Genomic DNA, 21,758 nt, shown 5'->3' with positions numbered 1-21,758 from the left:
TGCCCGGTAGTCCCAGTTGCGCGACCCGCCGGGGGCCTCGGGCAGCGAGGTCGTGGCCGCGGCGGCGATCGCCCCGGTGGTCGCCTGGGTGAGGGCCTTGAGGACCGTTGCCGAGCGGATCAGTGCCGCCTGGTCCCGGCCAGGCCGGGCGGCGCGGGCCGACCAGCCGCGCCACCACGCCACCGTCTGCTCCAGCCGCCGGTCCAGCTCCGCCGGGACGGGCGGCCGCGCGCCGGCGCCGTCCAGGACCTCCGGGCGGACATGGCGCAGGCTCAGCCGCAGCCGCTGGCCGGCGTGGACACGCACGTCGGCCACCAGGTCGTGCAGCCCGGAGGATGCCAGCGGCACGTCCCCCTCGACGACGAGTCCGTCGTCGCCGCCCAGCGCCTGCCAGGCCCGCCCGGCGCGGCGGATCCACGGCCGCACCTGCCCGTAGTCGAACCGGGGGACCACCTCGACCCGCAGGTCGACCGTGCCCTGCAGCCCGTCGACGACCCGGAGCAGCTGGCGGTAGGGACGCCTGGCGCCGCCGGGTCGCATGGTCAGGCAGTCGGTGAGCCGCACCCGGCCGCCCGGCACGGTCGTCTCGGTCTGCAGCACCAGGGTGCCGTCCAGGTAGCGGCGGCTGCCGCGTGCCGCCGGGTCGGTCGCGGTGACCGCGCACCAGCCGCCGCGTTCGCGGTCCAGCAGGCGGCCGAAGTAGCTGCCGTCGTCCAGCCGCGGCAAACACAGCCAGTCCACCGAACCGCTCGAGGACACCAGCGCGCCGGTGTGGCAGTCGCCCAGGAACGCGTAGTCGCCGATCGGCGGGTACCGCGACCTGGCGCCGGTGACGCCCCGGGCGGTCGTCCCCCGGTCGCTCATGGGAGCACCGCCAGGACCGACAGGACCGCCATCACCGCGGCCGCCATCGAGCCGATGTCAGCGCCGATGTTGAAGGTGTTGGCCACCGCCACCAACACCACGGCCCCCAGCAGCACCAGGCGGGGAAAGCGCTCGCGAAGCAGGGCCGCCAGGCCCTTGCCAGTCACCAGGCCGAGCCGGCCGGTCATCTCGTCCTCACGCTGGCCCCTTCATGCGGCGCGTTCCCAGCGGAACGTCCGCAGGGCGACGGCCAGCCAGACCAGCCCGCGCCTCGATGGCAGGGTCGTCGCGCCCGACCTGTAGGGCCGGCCGTGCCTCGCGCGTGCGTAGCATGTAAACGTCCTTTCGCTCGATGGCCGGCGTCGCACGTACGACGGCATGCCTCGAGGTTCGCTTCCCGACGGGCGCATGTCGTCACGGCCAGCACCTATCCCCGCTGCCGACCGGCTGGAGTCTTTCCCTACCTGCCATCTGCAATCGGTCGCCCAGAACTGCGGGAACCCCGGCCCCGGCTTCTCTGAGGACTTCCTGCCCCACGCCGTGGAGCGGTTCCGCCGCCCCGACCTCGCCCCGCGACCGCCGCCACGGCGGCGCCGGGCCCGGCCTGAGCCGGGTCCCGGTCCTGCGGCGGGTTACTCCACGCCCCCTCATAGCAGCTGGCGGGTACTGCAGGACTCCAGCCGGCCGGGAGCGTGCATGGACGCTGGCCCTGACCACATGCGCTCGCTGGAAGGCGAAGCTCACAGGGATGAAGCTCGTCGGTTTCCCAGCTTCGGCGGTGCGGCTTACGGCCGCGCAATCGAGCGGACCTCGAGGCGGTAGCTATGTCTTCTGCACCTGTCTCTGCGGGAACCGCTTGTCCGGCCATTGTCGATGGTTCCAAGGGCTGACGGCGTGGCTCTGAATGCTGTTTGTGCAGCTGAGGGCCAGGTACCCAGTCCAATCGGTCACCCGCTTTCCCGCTGGCCGGTATCTCGGGATTGCAGCCCGTCGGGAGCGCAAACGGGTGCTTGCCGGGAAGACACCCGGCCGTTCCAGCGCCATCCTCGACAGCAAGAATTCGACGCTAACCCAACCCTCGGAGGGTGCGGGATGCGGCAGATGCGGATCACCAAGCAGCGCCGGACGGCAGACGCTCGCTGGCGCCGGCGGCAGGAACCGGTGCTTCCACGAAACCCCCGAGACCCTGACGTCACCCGCGCCAAGCAACTGCAGCGCCAACGCCGCTACCCATGAGCACCGGCCCCCGAGTATCTGCAGACTGGACCGGCTCAGGAACGTCGCAGTGAGCCACTCCTCGGTCTTCGTCACCACCTTCCTCGCCGCCTGCGTCGAGGTTATCGAGATGGTGATCATCGTGGTGGGCGTCGGCAGCGTTCGCGGGGGCGGTCGACGTGGCTTGGTGCCGGCGCCGGCCTCGCCGTCCTGGCAGTGCTCGTCCTGGCGCTCGGGAAGGCGCTGACAGCCGTGCCCACCGGTGGGTTGCGGCTGGTGGTCGGGTCGCTGCTGCTGGTCTTCGGTCTGCAGTGGCTCCACAAAGGGGATCAGTCGGGTAAGCGCCAACGGCTTCCGGGGCATGGGTGACCGAACCCCGTCGGCGGCCGCCCACGGCCTGGGCGTCACCATCCATCAGGGGTGTGCCGGCCGCTCTCATGACTCTTGGCGTCCTTCAGGCCCGGACCTCAGCGCGTGGGCGCTTCGAGCTCCTCGGCGCCTCGAATTCGACGGCCGTCATCCGCTTCAGCAGCCGGCTCGACCGACGGCGTGGGCGCGAGTCGCCGTAGGCCGACGAAGGCCACCAGCGCCGCGAGCAGGGTCAGCGCCGCGCTGGCCAGCATCGCACCACTCACGCCGTGTACGAAGGACTCCAGCGCTGCGGCTCGTGCCTGCGGACCGGCGAACGCGGCGATGGGCCCCCCTTGTCCGCCCAGAACGAGTCCTGTGAGGGGCTCTGCCGCCGCTCGCGTCGCCGCCGGGAGCTGCGCGAGCCCCTCGTGCCACGCGCTGCGGGTGAGCATGGCAGCGACCGAGCCCAGCACGGCGATCCCCAGCGCACCGCCAACCTGGCGGTTGGCGTTGATCACGCCCGAGGCGATCCCAGACCTGTCGCGGTCCACCGCCGCCATGCCGGTCGCCGACACCGCCGGCGTGGTCAGCGCCATCCCCGCGCCGACCAGGATGTAGAACGGCCAGATCGCGTTGTATGAGGAGGCGACCTGGATGTGCGAGAGTCCGAACATCCCGCCCGAGACCAGCAGCATCCCAATCGACATCTGCGCGCGGGCACCCATCTTGGCGTTCAGCCTCCCCGCCAGGGGCGCGAGCAGCGTGATCATCACGGTCATCGGCAGCGAGCGGACACCGGCCTGGAGCGGCGAGTAACCCTTCACGTTCTGGAAGTAGAGGGTGATGAAGTAGATGACCCCGAACAACGAGAAGCCGACGAGCAGGACGACAGCGGTCGAGACGGAGAACGCGGGGCGGCGGAAGAAGCCAAGCGGGATCATCGGGTCGGCGGTCCACCGCTCCCAGGCGATGAACAGGCCGAGCAGGAGGGCGGCAGCGGCGAGGAAGCCGAGGGTGTACGCGGAGCCCCATGCGTGCGTCCCCGTCTCGATCAGGGCCGGCGAGGAACATGCGTTTGCGTCCGAAGCGGTCGCCGAGCTTTCCACCGAGCAGGATGAGCACCGCGAACGACAGGACATAGGCGTCGACCGTCCACTGCAGCCTCGCCGGCGTCGTCTGCAGCGAGCGCTGGATCGACGGCAGCGCCACGTTCACGACCGTGTTGTCCAGCATGATCATGAACAGGGCGAAGCACATGGCAAACAGCGTCCACCACTTACGGTTCGGACCGCCCTTTACCGTGCTGGCTCCGTTCTCAGCGTTCATCGGTCCTCGTCCTTCCCGGATCTTGATAGCGTCCATAGACGCAGGTTGGCGCTGGACGCGAGCTCGGGCATCACGGCCAGCGGCCACTTCGGCCAGCTGCTGGCTGGAATCCTCGGTAGCTGCCGCGGGTCAGGCTGGCCGCAGCACCGCCTTGACCACTCCGTCGGCGCGCCGGTCGAAGCGCCCGTAGAGGCGCGGCGCATCCTCCAGGCGGCCATGGTGGGTGATGATGCGGCCGGGACGGGCGCGGCCGGAGACGACCAGGTCCCGCAGCCGGGTGGTGTAGCGGCGGTCGTGGGTGCGGCCGAACTGCAGCGACACTCCCTTTGTTGAACAGCGTGGCCCAGTGGATACGCAGCGACCCGTCCGCGGCGCCCTCCGGCTTGTCCAGCCGCTCGGGCACGCGGTCGACCACGTACACCTCCCCGGCGCCGCGCAGCAGCGCGCTGTAGGCGGCCAGCAACCCGACGGCGCCGGCACCAAACACCGCCACGCTGGTCGCCGGGGTCACCTCGGCCAGCAACCGGGCGCACCAGCAGGCGATCCAGCACTGACCCCGGTTCCCCCACGGGACCGGCCCACCCGCTGGCCGGTCCCGTTCGGGGGACCCAGGGACATCCCGATGCCACCAGGCATCACGATCGGCACAACGTTCCCCGACTACCAGCTGACCGATCACCCGAAGGCGCAGCAAGCTGGTCGAGCTAAAGGCAGGCGACCCGATGATCCTCGTACTCCAGGGGGCGCTACTGCCCAAGGATCGCTGGCCAGCACGGAGCCAGAGGATCCGCCGGGACTGGGACGTCTCCGACCCGGAGCTTCGCGCGGGGTGGGACGGGGCGAGCGGGAACGGTTCTTCCCTTACGGGAAGTCGCAACGAGCGCTGCTCGCCTCATCGCCGTGGGGCCGGGCGCGCCAGCGGTCAGTCGCTGTCGACCTCGACTGGGAGGTCGACCTGCAGCGTGGTGCCCTCGCCGACCGGGCTGTGGACCGTGATCGTTCCGCCCAGCGCCTGGACGCGGTCGCTGAGCCCGACCAGCCCGGAGCCGCGGGCCGGGTCGGCGCCGCCGACGCCGTCGTCACGGACCGACAGGTGCAGACGGCCGTCACCCCCCTGGACCTGGACGTGGGCGACCGAGGCGTGGGCGTGCTTGGCGGCGTTGGCCAGCGCCTCGGCGACAACATAGTAGGCGGCGACCTCGACCGGCGCCGGCAGGCGTCCCTGCAGGTGCACGTCGAGTTCCACGGGAACGGCGGAGCGGCGGGCGAGCGCCTTGAGCGCGGGGCCGAGTCCGCCCTGCGACAGGATCGCCGGGTGGATCCCGCGTGAGAGCTCCTGCAGCTCCTCCTGCGCGCCCCCCAGCCCGTCGGCGACCCGGGCCAGCTGGGACCCAAGCTCGGGGGACTCGGCGGGCACGCCCGCCTGGGCGGCGCGCAGGTCCAGCCCGAGCGAGACCAGCCGCTGCTGGATGCCGTCGTGCAGGTCGCGCTCGATCCGCCGCCTGGTGTCGTCGGCCGCCCTGACGATCCGCGCCCTGGAGGCGGCCAGCTCGGCCCGGGCCTGGGAGTTGGCGATCGCGGTGGCGGCCAGCTCGGTGAAGTCGGCGATGTGGGCCTCGGTGCCGGCGGGCAGCGGCTCGGGCCGCTTGGAGCTGACGGCCGTCGTGCCCCACAGCCGCCCCTGCACCATGATCGGGCAGCCGACCGACGAGCGGATGCCGAGCTGCCAGACACTGGCGCCGACAGGGCCAGGAGCATCGGGGTAGCTGTCGGTCCGGGCGGGCCGGCCGGTCCGCAACACCAGTGCCGACAGGCTGTGGTCCTCGATCGTGTAGCGCGTCCCGACGAGCAGGGGGTCGCCTTCCCGACTCCAGCCGGCGACCACGGTCACGGTGCCGTCGTGCTCGTAGCGGAGCACGTGCGCCGTGTCGGTGCCAAGCAGCCGGCCCGCCTCCTCGGCGACCGCGGCGAACACCTCGGCCGGCGGCACCCCACGCGTCACCAGCGTGGCGACCCGCCGCAGCGCGGCCTGCTCGTCGGCGAGCCGACCCAGCTCGTCGCGGCTGTCCTGCAGCGAGCCCGCCATGGTGTTGAAGCTCCGCTCGAGCACCCCGATCTCGCCGACGCCGCGCTCGGGCAGGCGCGCGCCCGGGTCGCCGCCGGCGAGCCGGCCAGCCATCGCGGCCGCCCCGCGGACGGGCCGCACGATCGCCCGTGTCAGGTAGCCCGAGAACAGCAGGATGAGCAGGACCGATCCCCCAAGGCCGCCCGCCGCCGCGACGATCGCCCGGCGAGCGGCCGCATCGGAGCGCTCCTGTCGTGTCGCCGACAGGCCACGCTCGGTGGCCATCAACTGGTCGAACTCGACCCGGATCGCGTCGACCCGCCGCTTGCCCTCCTGGGTGGCCGCCACGGTCCGCGCCGATGCCGGGTCGCGCCGCGCGGCAGCCACCAGCGGCACCGAGTAGTCCCGCAGGTAGGACGTTGCCGCCTGGGTGATCCGCCCTGCCCGACGCTGTTGCACCGGGTTGCCGGCGACCAGCCGCTGCAGGAAGCGCGTGCTGTCGTCGACGATGAGGCAGCGCAGGGTCATGGCGGCAGCATCCCAGCACGACGGGCCCCGCCCATCCCGGCTAGCTGGAAGCCGCGACCGTCCCCGCGTCGGACTGCAGCTGGCCGGTACCGCAGGATGCCAGCCAGCCGGGAGCGCAGACGGGCGCTGGCGGTGACGACACCACACCGCCGAGACGCGATCCTCAGCGGCATGAGGACCACCAGCCAACAGGACCGCGGCGCGGCGCCGGAACCGGCAGGCGCGGATGCCGCCCACCCGGCCGGGGTTGGTGCGCTGGCCCTGCATCGGGCCGGAGTCGGTCTTCTTGTACCCGCCCGGGTCGGCCACCGAGCATCTGGTCACCGACCACGGCATCCCGTGGGCCGCCATGCACCGGCGGGTCAGGGGCTCCTACGACCACCAGGGGGATCACCTGAAGCAGACAGGCGTGCGGACGGGTGCGGCGGGCGACCTGCTCGCCGAGGCCCATCCGCACACCCGAGCCCGTGAGGATGACGAGCATGCTGGGCGTGGAACGCAAGCGCACGACGGCGGCGGAGCTGGACCTGTTCCGGTTGTATCTGGATGAGGTCGGGCGGCATCCGCTGCTGACCAAGCAGGACGAGATCGAGCTGTCCCAGGCCTACGAGGCTGGCCTGGACGCCCAGCTCAAGCTCGCCGAGCTCGACCCGGCCGACCCGGCCCGGCCCGGGCTGGAGCAGGTCGCCGGGCGGGGCGAGTGGGCCCGGCGCAAGATGATCGAGTCCAACCTGCGGCTGGTGGTGTCGATCGCCCGGCGGTTCTCGGCCACCGGCCTGCCGTTGGGGGACCTGGTCCAGGAGGGCAACCTGGGGCTGCTGCGGGCGGTGGAGAAGTTCGACTGGCGCAAGGGGTTCAAGTTCTCCACCTACGCGACCTGGTGGATCCGCCAGGCGATCGCCCGGGGGGCGGCCGACCGGGGGGCGCGGGCGATCCGGCTGCCGGTGCATGTGGATGAGCAGGTGGGCCGGTTGCGGCGCACCCAGACCCGGCTGCACGAGACCCTGGGCCGGGAGCCGTCCGATGCGGAGTTGGCGGCCGAGTTGGACATGCCGGCCGACAAGGTGGGCCGGTTGAAGGACACCGCCCAGGCGATCACCTCGCTGGACACCCCGATCGGCGACGACGGCGCCGCCCTGCAGGACTTCCTGGAGGACGAGCAGGCGGTCGGGCCCGATGAGCTGGCGGTGGAGGCGGTCGGTCGGGAGGCGTTGGAGCAGGTGTTGGCCGGGTTGCCGGAGCGGGAGCGGCAGGTGCTGGTGTTGCGGTTCGGGCTGGACTCGGGCACCCCCAGGACCCTTGAGGAGGTCGGGGCGGTGATGGGGTTCTCGCGGGAGCGGGCCCGCCAGGTCGAACGCGACGCCCTGGCCGCCCTGCGCAGCCCCGAGATCCGCGCCCGCCTCGAAGACCTCGCCGACGCCGCTGCCAGCTAGCACCGCAGTATTCCCGCCGGCCGGGAGCGACGATGCTGCGCCCGTTACGACCACCTGCGCTGGCTGGGAGTGCTGCCGCAGACGCGCTGTGCCCTCGGAGCGGCAGCTGCCAAATCTCTGCCGGAACTGCCGTGCAACGAGCCGGAAGCCGAGGAGGCGCTGGCCACGATGGCCGATTGCAGCTAGCAGGCACCGCAGGATTCCAGGCGGCCGGGAGGGCAGATGGGCGCTGGCCGCGACGACACGCGAGAGCCCAGGCGCGATCCTCGGGTAGCAGAGCCAAGGCCGCCGAACCACCGGGCGGTGCTGCAGAGGATAAGCGAGCGTGCGCGTGAGGACTCGGACCGAGCGGACCTGGAGGCGGCATGCACCCCCGCCCCAGCCTGTACGGGAAACCGCTCCCGGGGGGACGGCGACTTCCCCGGCCGCCGTCCCCCTTCCAACCACCAACGGCCGCCCAGACAACCGGGACGAAGGAGATGAGATGGTCGACACGAAGCATGATCCGTTCGGGGGGACCGCAGAGGCGCAGAGGCGCAGAGGCGCACCGGAAGCCAGCCCCTGCTGCACCAGCGAGGGAAGGAGATCCAGCGATTCGGGGAGCTGCGGCTGCTTCCCATCGCCCTCGCCCACGACGCCAGGGCCCAGAGCTGCCAGCTCCTGAACCAGATCCTGGCCGACTCGATCATCCTGTACAACCTGTACAAGAAGCATCACTGGCTGGTCCGCGGGCCGACCTTCTACCAGCTACACCTGTTGCTGGACAAGCACGCCGAGGAGCAGCTCAAGCTGATCGACCTGCTGGGCGAGCGGGTCCAGACGCTCGGCGGCGTGGCGATCGCTGACCCTCGACACGTGGCTGAGGTGACCGCCGTCCCGAGGCCTCCGGACGGGGTCGAGGAGGTCCCGGCCATGCTGTCTCGTCTGCTGGAGGCCCACGAGATCGTGATCGAGAAGGTCCGAGACGCCATCGCCGCGACCGCGGGCGACCAGGCCCAGACCGAGATGGAGCAGGCGATCACCGCGCTCGGCACGAATGGCTTCCAGGGTGTCTACGCGGCCAACGACGGCACCGCCGGGGGTGCCATTGCGGCCATGAATGGCCAGGGCATCGACCCCTCCAGCCGGCCGGTCACCGGCCAGGACGCTGAGCTGGCGGCGGTGCATCGCATCCTCACCGGCCAGCAGTACATGACGGCCTACAAGGCGATCAAGCCGGAGGCCGGGCAGGCCGCCGAGCTGGCCGTGGACCTGGTCAACGGCAACCGATCGGCGGCCGACAGTCTGGCCAAGCAGAAGACCAACAACGGCCAGAAGGACGTGGCCTCGATCATCCTGACCCCGGTCGCGGTCACCAAGGCCAACGCCAGGCAGACCATCAGCCGGATGATCTCGGACGGCTTCCTCAAGGCGGCCGACATCTGCTCCGGCCCGGCGGCCTCGGCTTGCCATCAGCTCGGTCTGTCCCAGTAGCGCCCCGCTGAAGGAGGCAACATGCCCGACGATGCGCCCCTGCTGGAGCTCCACGAGGTCAGCAAGCGCTTCGGCGCGGTCCAGGCGCTCACCGAGGTGGACTTCTCTGCCGAGGGGCACCGGGTCACCGCGCTGGTCGGCGACAACGGCGCCGGCAAGTCGACCCTGGTGAAGATCATCTCCGGCATCGTCGCCGCCGACTCGGGGACTTACCGGTTCGAGGACCGGATCGTGCGAGTCGACAGCCCCCAGGCGGCCAGCGCACTGGGGATCGCGACCATCTACCAGGACCTCGCCCTGTGCGACAACCTCGACGTGGTCGCCAACCTCTTTCTCGGTCACGAGGAGATCGGCGGCGTCCGGCTGCTGGACGAGACCGACATGGAGCAGCAGGCCGCTAAGGTCCTCAAGCGGCTGGCGGTGCGGATCCCCAGCGTCCGCACCCAGGTCGCCTCGCTGTCGGGCGGCCAGCGCCAGAGGGGGTCCCGATGCTCAACGACTACGTCGCCGCGCTGATCGCCTGGTGGCAGAACAGCGACCTCGCCCGCTCGGCCCTGCCCGACGCCCCGGTCGAGCCCGACCTCGAGCGCCGCAACAGCGAGAAGCACCGCCGGATGGAGGCGCCGCTGCGGCGCACCGACCGCGCCGAGGCGGGCGCGCCTCCCGGCTCCTCCAATCCCGCTCGCTCGGACAGGTCCTCATGGCGGGTCACGTGCCCGTGCGGCGAGTGGGGGTTGTCCCGCGATGACCGCGACGCCTGGCTCGCCCTCTGCCAGCACCCCTTCCCGCAGCTCGACCGAGAGCTTGACGTCTGGGAGTACGCGCACGGCTGGCTGTACCGTTAGCGATCGGTCCACTCAGGGCTACGGCCTGACTCCGGGCGCACAAACATAAGGCAGGTGATGACGACGCCGCCGGGCACGCCGCCGACGAGGATCGCCGACCAGGAGCGATCCGATGCGCTGGTGTTCTTGGGGGCCACCGGCGATCTGGCCTACAAGGAGGTCTTCCCGGCGCTGCAGGGCCTGGTCGAGCGGCACCGGCTCGACATCCCCATCATTGGCGTCGCCAAGTCGGGCTGGGACCTGGAGCGGCTGCGGGCACGCGCCCGTGACAGCCTGGAGCAGCACGGCGGTGTCAACCCCGACGCCTTCGCCAAGCTGTCGTCGCTGCTGCGCTACATCGACGGCGACTACCGCGACCCGGCCACCTTCACCAGGCTGCGGCAGGCGCTCGGCGACGCCAAACGACCGCTGCACTACCTGGCCATCCCGCCCAGCATGTTCGCGACCGTCACCAAGGGACTGGCCGCCTCAGGCAGCGCCCGGGGCGCCCGCCTGGTGGTGGAGAAGCCGTTCGGACGCGACCTGGCTTCGGCGAGGGAGCTGAACCGCGTGCTCCGTAGGCATCTGCCGGAGTCCCACGTGTTCCGGATGGACCACTTCCTCGGCAAGGAGCCGGTGCAGAACCTCCTCTACCTGCGCTTCGCCAACGCGCTGCTGGAGCCGCTGTGGAACGCCCGCCACGTGCGCGCGGTGCAGATCACCATGGCCGAGGACTTCGGCGTGCAGGGCCGCGGCGCCTTCTACGAGGAGGCAGGCGCGATCCGCGACGTGCTCCAGAACCACCTGCTGCAGATCCTCGCCCTGCTCGCCATGGACCCGCCGGGCGGGCATGGCGGCGACGCCGTCCGCGACGAGCGCACACGCCTGCTGCGGGCTGTCCGGCCGCTGGACCCGGCCAGCGTGGTCCGCGGCCAGTTCCGCGGCTACCGGGACGAGGACGGTGTCGCGCCGGACTCGAACGTGGAGACCTACGTCGCGGTCAAGCTCGAGATCGAAACCTGGCGCTGGGCGGGGGTGCCGTTCTCCATCCGCGCCGGCAAGCGCCTGCCGCGCACCGCCACCGAGGTGGTGGTGGAGTTCCGGCGGCCGCCGCTGGAGGTCTTCGGGGAGCTGGTCGGAAGCCGCTCCAACCACCTGCGCCTGCGGCTCAGCCCCGACATGCGGATTGCCCTCGGCCTGCGGGTCAAGGTCGCCGGGGAGCAGCTGGTCGGGGAGGACGTCGAGCTGGTCGCCACCGACCAGCCGGGGGAGGACCGGCCGGCCTACGAGCGGCTGCTCGGCGACGCCCTGGAGGGCGACGACGAGCTGTTCGCCCGCGAGGACACCGTCGAGGCCGAGTGGCAGGTGGTGGAACCGATCCTGGGTGACGCCGCCCCGCTGTACGAGTACGAACCGGGCACCTGGGGCCCGGAAGAGGCCGACCAGCTCGTCGGCGACGGCGGCTGGTCCAACCCGGCTCGTCGAGGGCGTCGGCCGCGGTAGTGCGTCGCCGACCCTGGACGATGCGGCCGAAGGCGACCACGAGCACGGCGCTGGCGACCAGGTAGCCCGACGTTGCCCGGGCTGGAGCGGGTCGAGGTGGATGCCCGGCGCCTGGGCCAGCCTGCCACGCCATCGTAGGTGGCCGCGGCTGCAGGCGCGGTCGCTGTCGGCTCCCTCAGCCCAGCACGCCGCCACGCCCGCCCATTGCAGCTAGCGGGTAGGCCGGGTTTGCAGCAGGCCGGGAGCGACATCGGATGCTGGCCGTGACGACAGCAGACCGCCCCGGCGCGATCCTCAACGGCGTGAAACCATCTCGAATAGGGCCGACAGCCCCGGCCAAGTCGGGCCCACCGCACCCGGCGGTGTTGGCCGATCGGCGGCGGTCTTCCACCGATGCGTCGAAGACACTTCCGTTGCCCGCCCTGATCACCGAGCATCCCAGGATCGAGCCGGCCGGGCGGGTGGTGGCGGGCCGCTACCGGCTGCGACGGCTGCTGGGCCGTGGTGGCATGGGAGCGGTCTGGCTCGCCGTGGACGAAGCACTGCACCGTCCCGTCGCGATCAAACAGCTGGTCCTCAGCGGCTTGGCGACTGACGAGGAGCGCCTGGCGGCTCGTGCGCGCCTGCTCCGCGAGGCACGGCTGGCCGCCCGGGTCGACCACTCGGGCACGGTGCGGGTCTACGACGTCGCCGAGGACACCGGCGACCCCTGGATCGTCATGGAGGCGCTGCCGGGGCGGACGCTGGAAGCGGCCCTCCGCGACCAGGGACCGCTGCCGGTCGGCCAGGTGACGAGCCTTGGCCTGTGCCTGCTCGACGCGCTGGAGGCGACCCATCGAGCGGGCATCGTCCACCGCGATGTCAAGCCGAGCAATGTGCAGCTGTGCGGCGGCCTGCGCGTCGTCCTCACCGACTTCGGCATCGCCTCAACCGCCGAAGACGGTTCAGGCACCTCCACGGGCAAGCTCGTCGGGAGTCCGGCGTACATGTCGCCTGAGCAGGTCCACGGCGGCGAGTTCGAGCCGGCGTCCGACCTCTTCTCGCTCGGCGCGACGCTGTATGCCGCGGTCGAGGGGAGATCGCCCTTTGGCAAGGGCTGCCCGGTTGCCACCCTCACCGCCGTCGTCACCGATATGTGGATCTGGGGGCGCTTGGCCCGTTGCCGGACATGTACGAGAACACCTGGCAGGTGCCAGGCAAGCTGCTGTCGGCCGCCGCCGAGGGCGCCGCGGTCGTGCTCGCGGGACTGGGCCTGCTCACCCACCGCAGGCACCCCGGGATGGGACGGCCGCTTCCCGGGGCAGCCACACCGAACAAGCGAGGATGACATGGCCGCGTTGCCGACCATCGTGGTGGTGCTCGCCGTGGCGGCCCTGCTGGGGCTGGCGCTGTCGCTGCGCAACCTGCAGAGCCTGGTGGAGATCGGGGTCGACAAGAACACCACGGTGGTGTTCCCGGCGCCGCTGATGAGCACCATCGGGGAACTCGGCGCGTTCCTGGCCCGGGAACAGGCCGCCGCCACCCCAGCCCCAGCACCCACCACGACCGCGCCGGCCCCCGCCACAGCGCCCGCCGCCGAGGCACCGGCGGCGGTGGACCAAGGCGCCAACAGAGCGCCCACGCCTGGTCGTGACTAGCCTTCCCATCCAGGAGGCCCGATGCCACGTTGCCCCCTGTACGCATCCGCCCTCGGCGACCAGGAGCGCTCCCATGACCCAGCCACCCGAGCCGACCGAGCCGTTCGCCCAGCACCCGAGGCTGGCCGAGCTGGTCAACGCGCTTCACTTCCAGCGCTACCCGTTGTTCCTGGCCGGGCTCCTCTACGAGGAGCCGGGCGGCCCGCTGCGCCGGGCGACCGCCGTCGCCAGCCGTGACGGCGACCTGCTTGCCTACGACAGCGGCGAGTTCTTCGAGCACGCCGGGCGCGTCCCGGCGTCGCGGCTGTTCGACGACGACGACTTTGCCGAGCGGTCCGAGAAGACCCGCGTGGACGCCCTCGCCGACCTCAACCGGGCGTTCTTCGCGCACGAGGTGGCGGCATGGACGAGGGGCCGCCGCAGCGTCAACGAGGTCGGCATCGAGCTGCTGCACCACTGGTTCGTGCCCGGCACGCCACCGCTTGCGATCACCCGCTCTGAGGTGCTCGGGGTGGTCCCGCTCGAGGTCACCGACGCCCTGCTGGACGCGTTCCGCCGGCTCGCCGACCGCCACGGGCGCGGCTTCATGGTCGAGCACATCATGGAGTTGCTCGCGGCGAGCTGACCCTGGTCGGTGCACCATGGCGTGACGACCCGCGAGGAGGCCTACCCGTGCTCGCCCTGAACCACCCGCTGAACGACGAGATTACCGGCGCTCTGAAGCTCGGGGGCGACCTGCGCGTGCGCCGCCTGGGGTTTGGGGCGATGCGGCTCACCGGCCGTGGCATCTGGGGGGAGCCCGCCGACCTTGAGGGTGCCCGGGAGGTCCTGGTCCGCGCGGTGCGGCTCGGGGTGAACTTCATTGACACGGCTGACTCCTACGGGCCGGATGTCAGCGAGCAGCTGATCGGCGAGACCCTCTTCCCGTACCCGGAGGGGCTCGTGATCGCGACGAAGGGCGGGCTGACCCGTCCCGGTCCGGGCCGGTGGGTGCCGAATGGCCGGCCCGAGCACCTGCGGCGGGCATGCGAGGGGAGCCTGCGCCGCCTGCGCCTGGAGCGTATCGACCTGTACCAGCTCCACCGCGTCGACCCCAACGTGCCGCTGCAGGAGTCGCTGGGCGCGCTCGCCGACCTGCGTGCCGAGGGCAAGATCCGCCACGTGGGCCTGTCGAACGTCGGCGTCACGCAACTTGAGCGGGCGCAGAAGGCGCTCCCGATCGTGAGCGTCCAGAACCGTTATAACCTCACCGACCGGCGCAGCGAGTCGATGGTCGACCACTGCGAGCGGCACGGGCTTGCGTTCCTGCCCTGGGCGCCGATCGCTGCCGGCGACCTGGCCGCGTCGGGCGGGCTGCTTGACCGGATCGCCGAGCGCCACCGGGCGAGCACTGGGCAGGTCGCGCTCGCCTGGCTGCTGCGGCGCTCCCCGGCGATGCTGCCGATCCCGGGCACCTCGTCAGTCGAGCACCTACTTGAGAACCTGGCCGCGCCGCTCGTGCCGCTCACCGACGGCGAGGTGGACGAGCTTTCCCGCCATGGCGGTTAGGCCGTGCCCGGGGTCTGGCAGCTTGCGGGCACGCGATTCCAAGACGTGATCCGTCACCGCTGTGACCTGGGAGAATCGTGGTGGGCGCGACAGGGTTTGAACCTGTGGCCTCTTCCGTGTCAGCAAACGGCGGGGAAGCGCTATGCCGATCGCCGTTCTCCCAGGTCGCCGCCAACCGTAATGGGTGTAGTGATGCGTTCTCCTGACCCGCCGCCCAAGCCCAACGAGGAGGCCAGCTCCCCAGGCCGGGCGAGTCCATCTCAGCGTGGGGAGTACAGCCAGGGTTGCTTGAGGTCGAAGAACTCCGGCTCCCCGATGCTCAGCGCCGCCATCTCGTCCATCTGGGCCTTCAGCTCCGGACTCGCTCGCCCGGCACGGGCTCCAGAACGATGGCCCGGAGCCCGGCGGTACTCCGCGGCCCGTGTAGGGGCGAACAATCCTTGGACCAGCGCGCACGACAGTCCGAACGCGCTTGACGCCTGCAGGACGCCCGAGGATGCTGGGCGCAGTGGGGCGCAGGAGGCGTGTGTGGTGACCACGATCCTGTATACCGACGGTCTGGCCCGCAAGGAGCGGGAGGTCTTCTGGCGTCAGGCGATGTCGGAGACCTTCGTGCCGCTGACCACGCACGAACTTCCAAACAGGAGCACGAAGGTCGAAATCTCGTGGGCTGGTTACACTTTGCCGCTTCGTTTCGTCATACAGGTTGGAGTGTTCAACGCAACCGAGAAAGGAGACAACCGTGCCTTTGCAGGTGACCGCCATCATGATCGGTGTCGAGGACCTGGCCCGCTCCAAGAGGTTCTACGGGGAAGGCTTGGGCTGCACGATCGACCAGGACCATCCCAATTTCGTCTCGTTCAACCTGGGTGACGGATCGTCGTCGCTGGCCCTCTACCAACGGGAGGCAGCGGCCCAAGATGCCGGCGTCTCCTCCGAGGGATCCGGATTCCGGGGTGTCTCGTTCCACTTCATCGTCCCGTCGAGCGACGCTGTGGACGAGGTCATGGGCAACGCCGTGGCGGCCGGTGGCGGCGTCGTGAAGAAAGCAGCAGCCTCTCAGTGGGGTGGGTACTTCGGGTACTTCAGCGACCCGGACGGCTACCTCTGGAAGGTCGCGTCCCCCTCTTAATTAGCAAAGCTCTCATAGCGGGTGGACCGGCGAAGGGGGTCCCGTCACAGGCACGGGCGTGGGTCTCCCTTCTGAGTTGCGAGCTCATCGGAAACCTACGCCCGTCCTCCTTTTCCACCGAAGCTGAGACGCCACCGTGCTGCCATCGGCGGGCTCCCTTGCTCCTGGTCCAGTGGACCAGGAGCAAGGGAGCCTCCGGGAAAGCGGGGAAACCTTGCCGCGTGCCGGTCGCTGCTGCACCGCATCCTCCAGGCCGCCGAGGACGACCGGCGCATCGACGCCAACCCCGTCCCGAAGGTCCCCGCGCCCAAGCGCACCGCCAGCATCCGCGTGGTGCCGCTGGCCGGCCCGGTCGCCGACGCCATCGCCCGCCAGCTCCCCGCCGGCTGCCCGCGCGACACGCTCGTGTTCACCGGGCTGGGCGGCGGCAACGGCGTGCCCGCCGGTGCCCGCACGGCACTGACCGCGACAACCTCCACCGCGCCTACCACGCCGCCGTGGCCCGCGTCGGCGACCCCACCGCCGGCTTGGCGTACACGCCGCGGCGGGTCCTGCGAGCCCTCCAGGACGCCGGCCCCGGCCAGACCCCCGAGTCCCTCCGCGCCCACCTGGCAGGCGTGGTCCCCACGGCGGGGACCGTCCGCGGCGCGCTCTACGACTTGGAGGTTGTCGGCTTGGCCGTGCGCCACGCCCCCGAGGACGGCACGGCGCGCTGGTCGGCCACCGAGCCGCCACGCTGTGACCTGCTCGGCGACTTGAGACTGCGTGGCCCGCACGACCTGCGTCACACGTTCTCGACCTGGCTGGAGGACGCCGGCATCCCGCCGCGGGTGATCGACGAGCTGATGGGCCATGCTGGCGGCCGGCCGGGTGGGGGAGAGGCGGGGCAGAGCGGCAGCGCGATCGGTCTTCGCTACCGCTGGACCACCCCAGAAATGGAGGCCAACGTCGTGGCCGCGATCGAGCAACGGTTACTGGTCACGTCCAAAATCGCCGACGAGATGCAGGCCAGCAGGTGAGCAAAGGCTCACGCTTGGACGCATTTTATCCTCATAGCCTGGACCCATCGGGTGGGGGGGAGGCCCCGGGCCGACCCCGCCGCCTCCCTCATCCGGCGGAGGGACCGGCCACACCGGCGATGGCCGCCGGTCGACCAGGAAGCGCCGTTCGGGGCTCCCGAAGGCTATCTACCGCATCGCGTCCGGGTACGCACGGTCCTTCGAGGCCGGCGGTTCCTGGACGCTCTGGGAGGGCGCGACCTGGGTGCGTCGCTGGGCGGCCGACCGGGCACCGGCCGGTGTGCGAGCCGTGACCTACCGTGAGCTCGGCGACGTCTATGCGCGCCGCGGCATGCCCGCCAAGGCGGCCGACGCCTACGCGATCAGTCAGGAGCTGGAACACCGGCGTCGCGATGACCGGGCACCGACCCCCGAGCGCGTCGAGGCCCTCGACCCCGGCCGGTCACAGGAGCATCCGACGGCCCGCCAAGGACCGTTGGGCGACCACGAGGCGCCGTCGCTGGCGGGACGCGACCCGATGACCGCCGCCCGGCCAGTGCTGGCTCCAGACGCGAGGGCCGTGCTAGCGGCGCCGGTGTGGGATGCGACGAGGACCGACATCGGTGCGGCGGCGCTCGCCAGGTCGGCCGGACCGATGCCTGGCCCGATCGCCGAGCCGCCGGCGCGGGCCGGTGGCGAGGCGGTCACCGGCCTGGACGCCGGCCTCGCGGCCGTGTGGCGGGTCCGCGGGGCACGAACGCCGTCGCTGCAACCGGTCACCTTCGGCCGTTGATGATCGATCCGCCGGTTCCGCAAGGGGTCATGCCCAGTCACCAGGATGCGCTCGACCAGCTGCACCGGGTCGCCGACGAGTCTGGCGGTGTCATCCAGGTCGTCACGGAGGCCCACCAACCCGACAGGTTCGGCCAGCTGGACGTCGAGCTGTCGCTGGATTGTTCCCGGGTCGTGCAGGAGGCGGGCGGCCTGCGGCTCGACGCACGCGAGCACGCCATCGTGCGGATCCCCGCCGAGTTCCCGTTCAGGCACCCTCGCGTGTGGGTACTGCACACCCGGTTCGCTGGTGCGCCGCACGTGCAGTGGGTGAACGTCCGGCTCAGCGACGACCAGCAAGGCAACGAGATCTGCCTGTACCAGGCCCCTTCGGTCGAGTGGTCGCCCAGTGATGGCATGCTCGGCCTGCTCGAGCGCCTCCTGCAGTGGTACAAGCGTGCCGCCGTGGGAGCGCTCGACGCGCCTGGACAGCCACTACACCCTCCGGTGGCCTATCCCACACCCGGAGCCGGCTGCGTCGTCGTGCTCGCGAACGCGCCGCGCGCTGGTGACGCTGACGCTCCCGAGCCTCGACGTGCGCTCGCGCTCATGCGCTGGGTGGCGCCGTGGCGCGCCGACGTGCTCGACTGGCTGGAGGACGTCGCGGCGCTCGACGAGCTCTGGCCGGTCAACGAACAGGAGGCTCGGGCGCTGCCCGGCCGCCTCCGGGAACTGGCAGGGGTTGGCGAGGGCGACGCCAGGGTGTTCCTCGGCCTGGCCTTCGTGCTCCCCCGACCGACCGTGTTCGAGCTGCCCAACACCACACGCGACCTCATCGACGCCCTGGAGCGCCAGGGACTCCAGGCAACAGAACTGCTCGGCCTGATGGCCACGACGGCGTTGCTCAACACCGCCGTGCCCGGCGACGTCGGGCTCCCGTTGTACGTGCTCGTCGGGTCCCCGCCGCGTGGCCGGGCCGGCGACGGCCAGCGCATCACGCATCTGAACGCGTTGCGGCTCCACGAGCTGGACGCCGAGGCGTTGTCCTACCTGCCGTTCGGCGGCTCGCAGGTGCCCGAGCTGGAGGCGATCGCACGCGCCGTCGCCGCCGACGCGAACGACTGGCTCGAGCGAGGTGGCATCGCCTGGGCGGCCGTGTTCGACAAGCGACCGGAGCTGGTCGTCCGGCGCGACGTCGAGAGCCCGGCCTGCTGGCTGCGCGATCGCAAGGTCATGGTCCTCGGGTGCGGCGCGCTCGGCGCCCCGATCGCCGAGCAGTGCGTCCGCGGCGGGGTGGGCGAGTTGACGCTGGTGGACGATGGGGTCGTCCACCCGGGCATCCTCGTGCGCCAGCCGTACCTCGATGCCGAGGTTGGCCTGGCCAAGGCCGAGGTCCTCGCGGAACGGCTCCGGCGGATCCGCCCCGATGTCATGATCACCGCCAAGCTCGCCGACGCTGTTGACACCGTGCTCCGCGACGGTGCCGGCGTCCCCGACGTCGACCTGGTCGTCGACGCCACCGCCAACGTCACAGTGGCCACGAAGCTCGAGCGCGACCGCTGGCCCGACCGCCGCAGGTGGCCGCCCGTGGCCTCGGTCGCCATCGGCCACAAGGCCGAGCGCGGCGTGGCCACGCTCTCTCTTCCCGGAGCGACCGGGGCCGGCGTCGACGTCCTCCGTCGCCTCGGACTCACCGCCCGAGCCGACCCGGGCGGCCGCCTAGCCGACGTCGTCGACGACCTGTTCCCCCAGCCTCCGAGAACGGACCTATTCCACCCTGAGCCTGGCTGCTCGGAACCCACCTTCGTCGGCTCGGCTTCGCAGGTGGCCGCGCTGGCTTCGCAGCTGTTCAACGGGATCCTGGGCACGCTCGCCGGGGACGAGGCCGAGCCGACGACCAAGTCGATGTGGGCGTACGTGGTCCGGCTCAGCACCATGGTTGCGGCGACGCCGCCGCTGACCTGGGAGGATGACCTGGTGATGCAGGATCCTACGACCGGGTACGAGATCCGCATCGCGCCACCGGCCCTCGCCACCATGCAGGCCGAATGCGGCGACGCCGCACGACGACACGGGCTCCTAGTCGAGACCGGCGGCCGGCTCTTCGGCCAGGTCGACAACGCCTGCCGCGTCGTCTGGGTCAGCTCCGCATCCAACCCGCCGCCGGACAGCGAGCGGTCGAGCCAGCGATTCCGCCTGGGCGTGGCCGGTGTCCCGGAGCTGCTCGCCAGTTACGACGCCGTCAGCGGTGGGCTGGCCCGGCTCGTGGGCGAGTGGCATACCCATCCCGGTGGCATCGCGACCGAGAGCACCACCGACCACGAGGCGATGACCGTGCTCCTGACACCGGTCGGGCCCGTCCTCTCTCAGGAGCTGCTGCTGATCCTCGGCGGCCCGCCCTCCCGCTGGGCCGCGTGGCTGGACCGCGGCGAGCCGCCGGAGCTGTACGTCCGTCTCGCACGGCGCGATGGCTAGCGTCACGACATGCGCTCTTCGATGGCCCGCAGCACCCGCTTCTCCGACACCGGGTACGGGATGCCGAGGGTCCGGGCGAAGTAGCTGATGCGCAGCTCCTCCAGCATCCAGCGGATCTCGGCCAGGGTGGCGGCCTGGAAGCGAAGCCCCGGTGGCCGGTCGAGGGCTCGGTGCCAGGCCCTGGTGACGTGGGTGACGCTCTCCATGCGCTCGGAGTCGTCGGCCAGGTCGCTCGGCAGCCTGGCAAGGCGCTGACCATGGCCCCCATGTAGCGCCGCACGACGGGCAGCCGGCGGCGCCGGTCGCCGTTACCCAGCCCGGGAAGACGAGGTCGTCGAGCTGCATTTGAAGATCAGCGACGGCAGAGCAGAAAGGCCGGGTTGGTCAGCTCGGCCATGCGCTCCCTCGACCTCGCCGGCCACGTCAGCCGCCCAGCATCGAACAGCGGCTGGCCACGGTGGCGCGCCGCGACGGCGGCAAGCGCTCGCAGTCGACGTCGGCGAGGCCAGCCCGCTGCACTTGCGCCAGATGCGCAAGCACGAGCTGCGCGCCGAGCGGGACCGGGCCGCCGCGCTGCTGGCCACCGCGCCACCTGACCGGGCACGGCTGGCCGCCCACACCGCCGACCGCCGCCGGCAGGCGGAGCATGTGTTGGCCGAGGGCCACCAGGCGCGCCGAGGCCGCCCGCGCGCGCGTGACCGGCCTTGAGCAGGGCGCCGGGAGGCTGCTGCGGCGCCGGGAGCTGGCCCAGGCCCGCGACCACTACGCCCTGGCCGAGGACGCGCGCACGCTTGCCCGCCAGCAGGCCGACCGCGCCGCCGACCGGGAGCGGGAGGCCCGCCGCGCGGATCTGGAGCAGCGCCGCCACCAATGTGCCGCCCGCCAGGCCGTCGAGCGGCTCCAGACCCGGCAGCGCGCCCATCGCGAGCAGCGTGCCTCGACCGGCATGAGCGCGCCCACGCCGACCAGCCGCGCACTAGGTAGGTCCACCGAGCCGACGGGGGCAGGCTCACCCCGGACTGATGAGCGTGAGCGCGGCGGCCGTGAGCGCGAAGCCGGCTGAGCGGCCACTAGCCATGCTGGCAAATGCTGCCCAAGCAACCGGATGGTGGTCGTGAGCCGGCTATGAGTACTTCCTCTACGACCTCAAAGCCAGCCTTGCGAGCGGCCGCCTGCGGGGCCATCCTCGGCCGGCACAGTGGCGAGGCAGCAAGCTAGATAGCTGTCGAACCCGAGCATAACATCCTCCGCAGTTGCGGCCCGTCGCCTGATCGGCATCTGCACGATCTTGCGTTGGCGTCGCAGGGGAGGGGGCATGCAGGCCCGCGGACCGCCGCCCGCACCGCAGGATACCTCCGCTCGCCGGTTGTTCTTTCAGCCCCTGGCAGAGCAACGCTAAGGGCTCGCCGGCCAACAACTTGGTCGTTCCCGCGCCAGCATGCCGAGGTGAGCGCACTCGACCTGGCCAGGTTATTCGGCGGCAAGCCCTAACGCCTGCCCATGCCTGTGAAGAAAGGCATGCCCATGAAACTCCGGCTCCGCCGCCCGCGACCGCCCCGCTTCGACGCCGACCCGCTGGCCCCCCGGTTGACCCCCGGGCAGCTGACCGCCCTAG

General features: G+C 71.5%; 17 protein-coding genes and 3 pseudogenes. 14 read left to right on the top strand and 6 right to left on the bottom strand.

The window, feature by feature from the left end; genetic code table 11:
* The 5 genes and pseudogenes from VG276_00915 to VG276_00895 form a co-directional block, all read right to left on the bottom strand.
* Positions 1-864, bottom strand: an 864-nt coding sequence (locus tag VG276_00915) for a trehalase-like domain-containing protein (GenBank protein ID HEV8647974.1), incomplete at its 3' end; no start/stop codon positions are given.
* Positions 861-1,052, bottom strand: coding sequence for a divalent metal cation transporter (locus tag VG276_00910; GenBank protein HEV8647973.1), 192 nt, complete (start codon positions 1,050-1,052; stop codon positions 861-863). The genes VG276_00915 and VG276_00910, both read right to left, overlap by 4 nt.
* A 1,494-nt stretch (positions 1,053-2,546) precedes the next feature.
* Positions 2,547-3,536 carry an MFS transporter gene (locus tag VG276_00905; protein HEV8647972.1) on the bottom strand — a complete coding sequence of 330 codons (990 nt, stop codon included), beginning with the start codon at positions 3,534-3,536 and terminating at the stop codon, positions 2,547-2,549.
* A gap of 349 nt (positions 3,537-3,885) precedes the next feature.
* A pseudogene (locus VG276_00900) lies at positions 3,886-4,276 on the bottom strand (hypothetical protein).
* Positions 4,277-4,678: 402 nt separating this feature from the next.
* The gene (locus VG276_00895; GenBank protein HEV8647971.1) at positions 4,679-6,349 is read right to left on the bottom strand and encodes a GAF domain-containing protein; all 1,671 of its coding nucleotides are present in this window, start codon (positions 6,347-6,349) and stop codon (positions 4,679-4,681) included.
* A 482-nt stretch (positions 6,350-6,831) separates the two neighbouring features.
* Between VG276_00895 and VG276_00890 the strand changes: the two genes are divergently transcribed.
* The 12 genes and pseudogenes from VG276_00890 (at position 6,832) to VG276_00835 (ending at position 20,143) form a co-directional block, all read left to right on the top strand.
* Complete coding sequence (locus VG276_00890) at positions 6,832-7,782, top strand: sigma-70 family RNA polymerase sigma factor (protein HEV8647970.1); 951 nt, start codon at positions 6,832-6,834, stop codon at positions 7,780-7,782.
* Positions 7,783-8,343: 561 nt separating this feature from the next.
* A complete protein-coding gene (locus tag VG276_00885) occupies positions 8,344-9,255 on the top strand; it encodes a ferritin-like domain-containing protein (GenBank protein HEV8647969.1) in 912 nt (303 codons plus the stop codon).
* 21 nt (positions 9,256-9,276) lie between these two features.
* Positions 9,277-9,732 (top strand): annotated as a pseudogene (locus VG276_00880) (ATP-binding cassette domain-containing protein).
* A gap of 11 nt (positions 9,733-9,743) precedes the next feature.
* Positions 9,744-10,100: a hypothetical protein gene (locus VG276_00875; protein ID HEV8647968.1), complete on the top strand. Its 357-nt coding sequence runs from the start codon at positions 9,744-9,746 to the stop codon at positions 10,098-10,100.
* A gap of 57 nt (positions 10,101-10,157) precedes the next feature.
* Positions 10,158-11,582, top strand: a complete 1,425-nt coding sequence (gene zwf, locus VG276_00870) for a glucose-6-phosphate dehydrogenase (protein ID HEV8647967.1) — start codon at positions 10,158-10,160, stop codon at positions 11,580-11,582.
* A gap of 413 nt (positions 11,583-11,995) precedes the next feature.
* On the top strand, positions 11,996-13,219 hold the full coding sequence (locus VG276_00865; GenBank protein ID HEV8647966.1) for a serine/threonine-protein kinase: 1,224 nt from the start codon (positions 11,996-11,998) through the stop codon (positions 13,217-13,219).
* 73 nt (positions 13,220-13,292) lie between these two features.
* Complete coding sequence (locus tag VG276_00860; GenBank protein HEV8647965.1) at positions 13,293-13,844, top strand: hypothetical protein; 552 nt, start codon at positions 13,293-13,295, stop codon at positions 13,842-13,844.
* A 56-nt stretch (positions 13,845-13,900) separates the two neighbouring features.
* The gene (locus tag VG276_00855; protein ID HEV8647964.1) at positions 13,901-14,767 is read left to right on the top strand and encodes an aldo/keto reductase; all 867 of its coding nucleotides are present in this window, start codon (positions 13,901-13,903) and stop codon (positions 14,765-14,767) included.
* Positions 14,768-15,509: 742 nt separating this feature from the next.
* Positions 15,510-15,899 (top strand): VOC family protein, encoded by a 390-nt coding sequence (locus VG276_00850; protein ID HEV8647963.1) that lies wholly within the window; start codon positions 15,510-15,512, stop codon positions 15,897-15,899.
* 497 nt (positions 15,900-16,396) lie between these two features.
* Positions 16,397-16,918 carry a tyrosine-type recombinase/integrase gene (locus VG276_00845; GenBank protein ID HEV8647962.1) on the top strand — a complete coding sequence of 174 codons (522 nt, stop codon included), beginning with the start codon at positions 16,397-16,399 and terminating at the stop codon, positions 16,916-16,918.
* 289 nt (positions 16,919-17,207) lie between these two features.
* Positions 17,208-17,690 (top strand): hypothetical protein, encoded by a 483-nt coding sequence (locus VG276_00840; GenBank protein ID HEV8647961.1) that lies wholly within the window; start codon positions 17,208-17,210, stop codon positions 17,688-17,690.
* A gap of 29 nt (positions 17,691-17,719) precedes the next feature.
* Positions 17,720-20,143 carry a ThiF family adenylyltransferase gene (locus tag VG276_00835; GenBank protein ID HEV8647960.1) on the top strand — a complete coding sequence of 808 codons (2,424 nt, stop codon included), beginning with the start codon at positions 17,720-17,722 and terminating at the stop codon, positions 20,141-20,143.
* 2 nt (positions 20,144-20,145) lie between these two features.
* On the opposite strand, the pseudogene VG276_00830 reads toward VG276_00835, so the two are convergent.
* Positions 20,146-20,388: pseudogene (locus VG276_00830) on the bottom strand (DUF3418 domain-containing protein).
* Positions 20,389-20,671: 283 nt separating this feature from the next.
* On the opposite strand from VG276_00830, the gene VG276_00825 reads away from it, so the two are divergent.
* Entirely contained in the window at positions 20,672-20,851 is a 180-nt protein-coding gene (locus VG276_00825; GenBank protein HEV8647959.1) for a hypothetical protein, read from the top strand.
* On the top strand, positions 20,838-21,206 hold the full coding sequence (locus VG276_00820; GenBank protein HEV8647958.1) for a hypothetical protein: 369 nt from the start codon (positions 20,838-20,840) through the stop codon (positions 21,204-21,206). The genes VG276_00825 and VG276_00820 overlap by 14 nt, the downstream gene beginning before the upstream one ends.
* Positions 21,207-21,758 lie beyond the last annotated feature (552 nt).

The organism is Actinomycetes bacterium, assembly GCA_036000965.1.
GTDB lineage: Bacteria > Actinomycetota > CALGFH01 > CALGFH01 > CALGFH01 > DASYUT01.
Note: the sequence above shows the minus strand (reverse complement) of the source record. Positions and strands in the feature narration are given on the sequence as shown.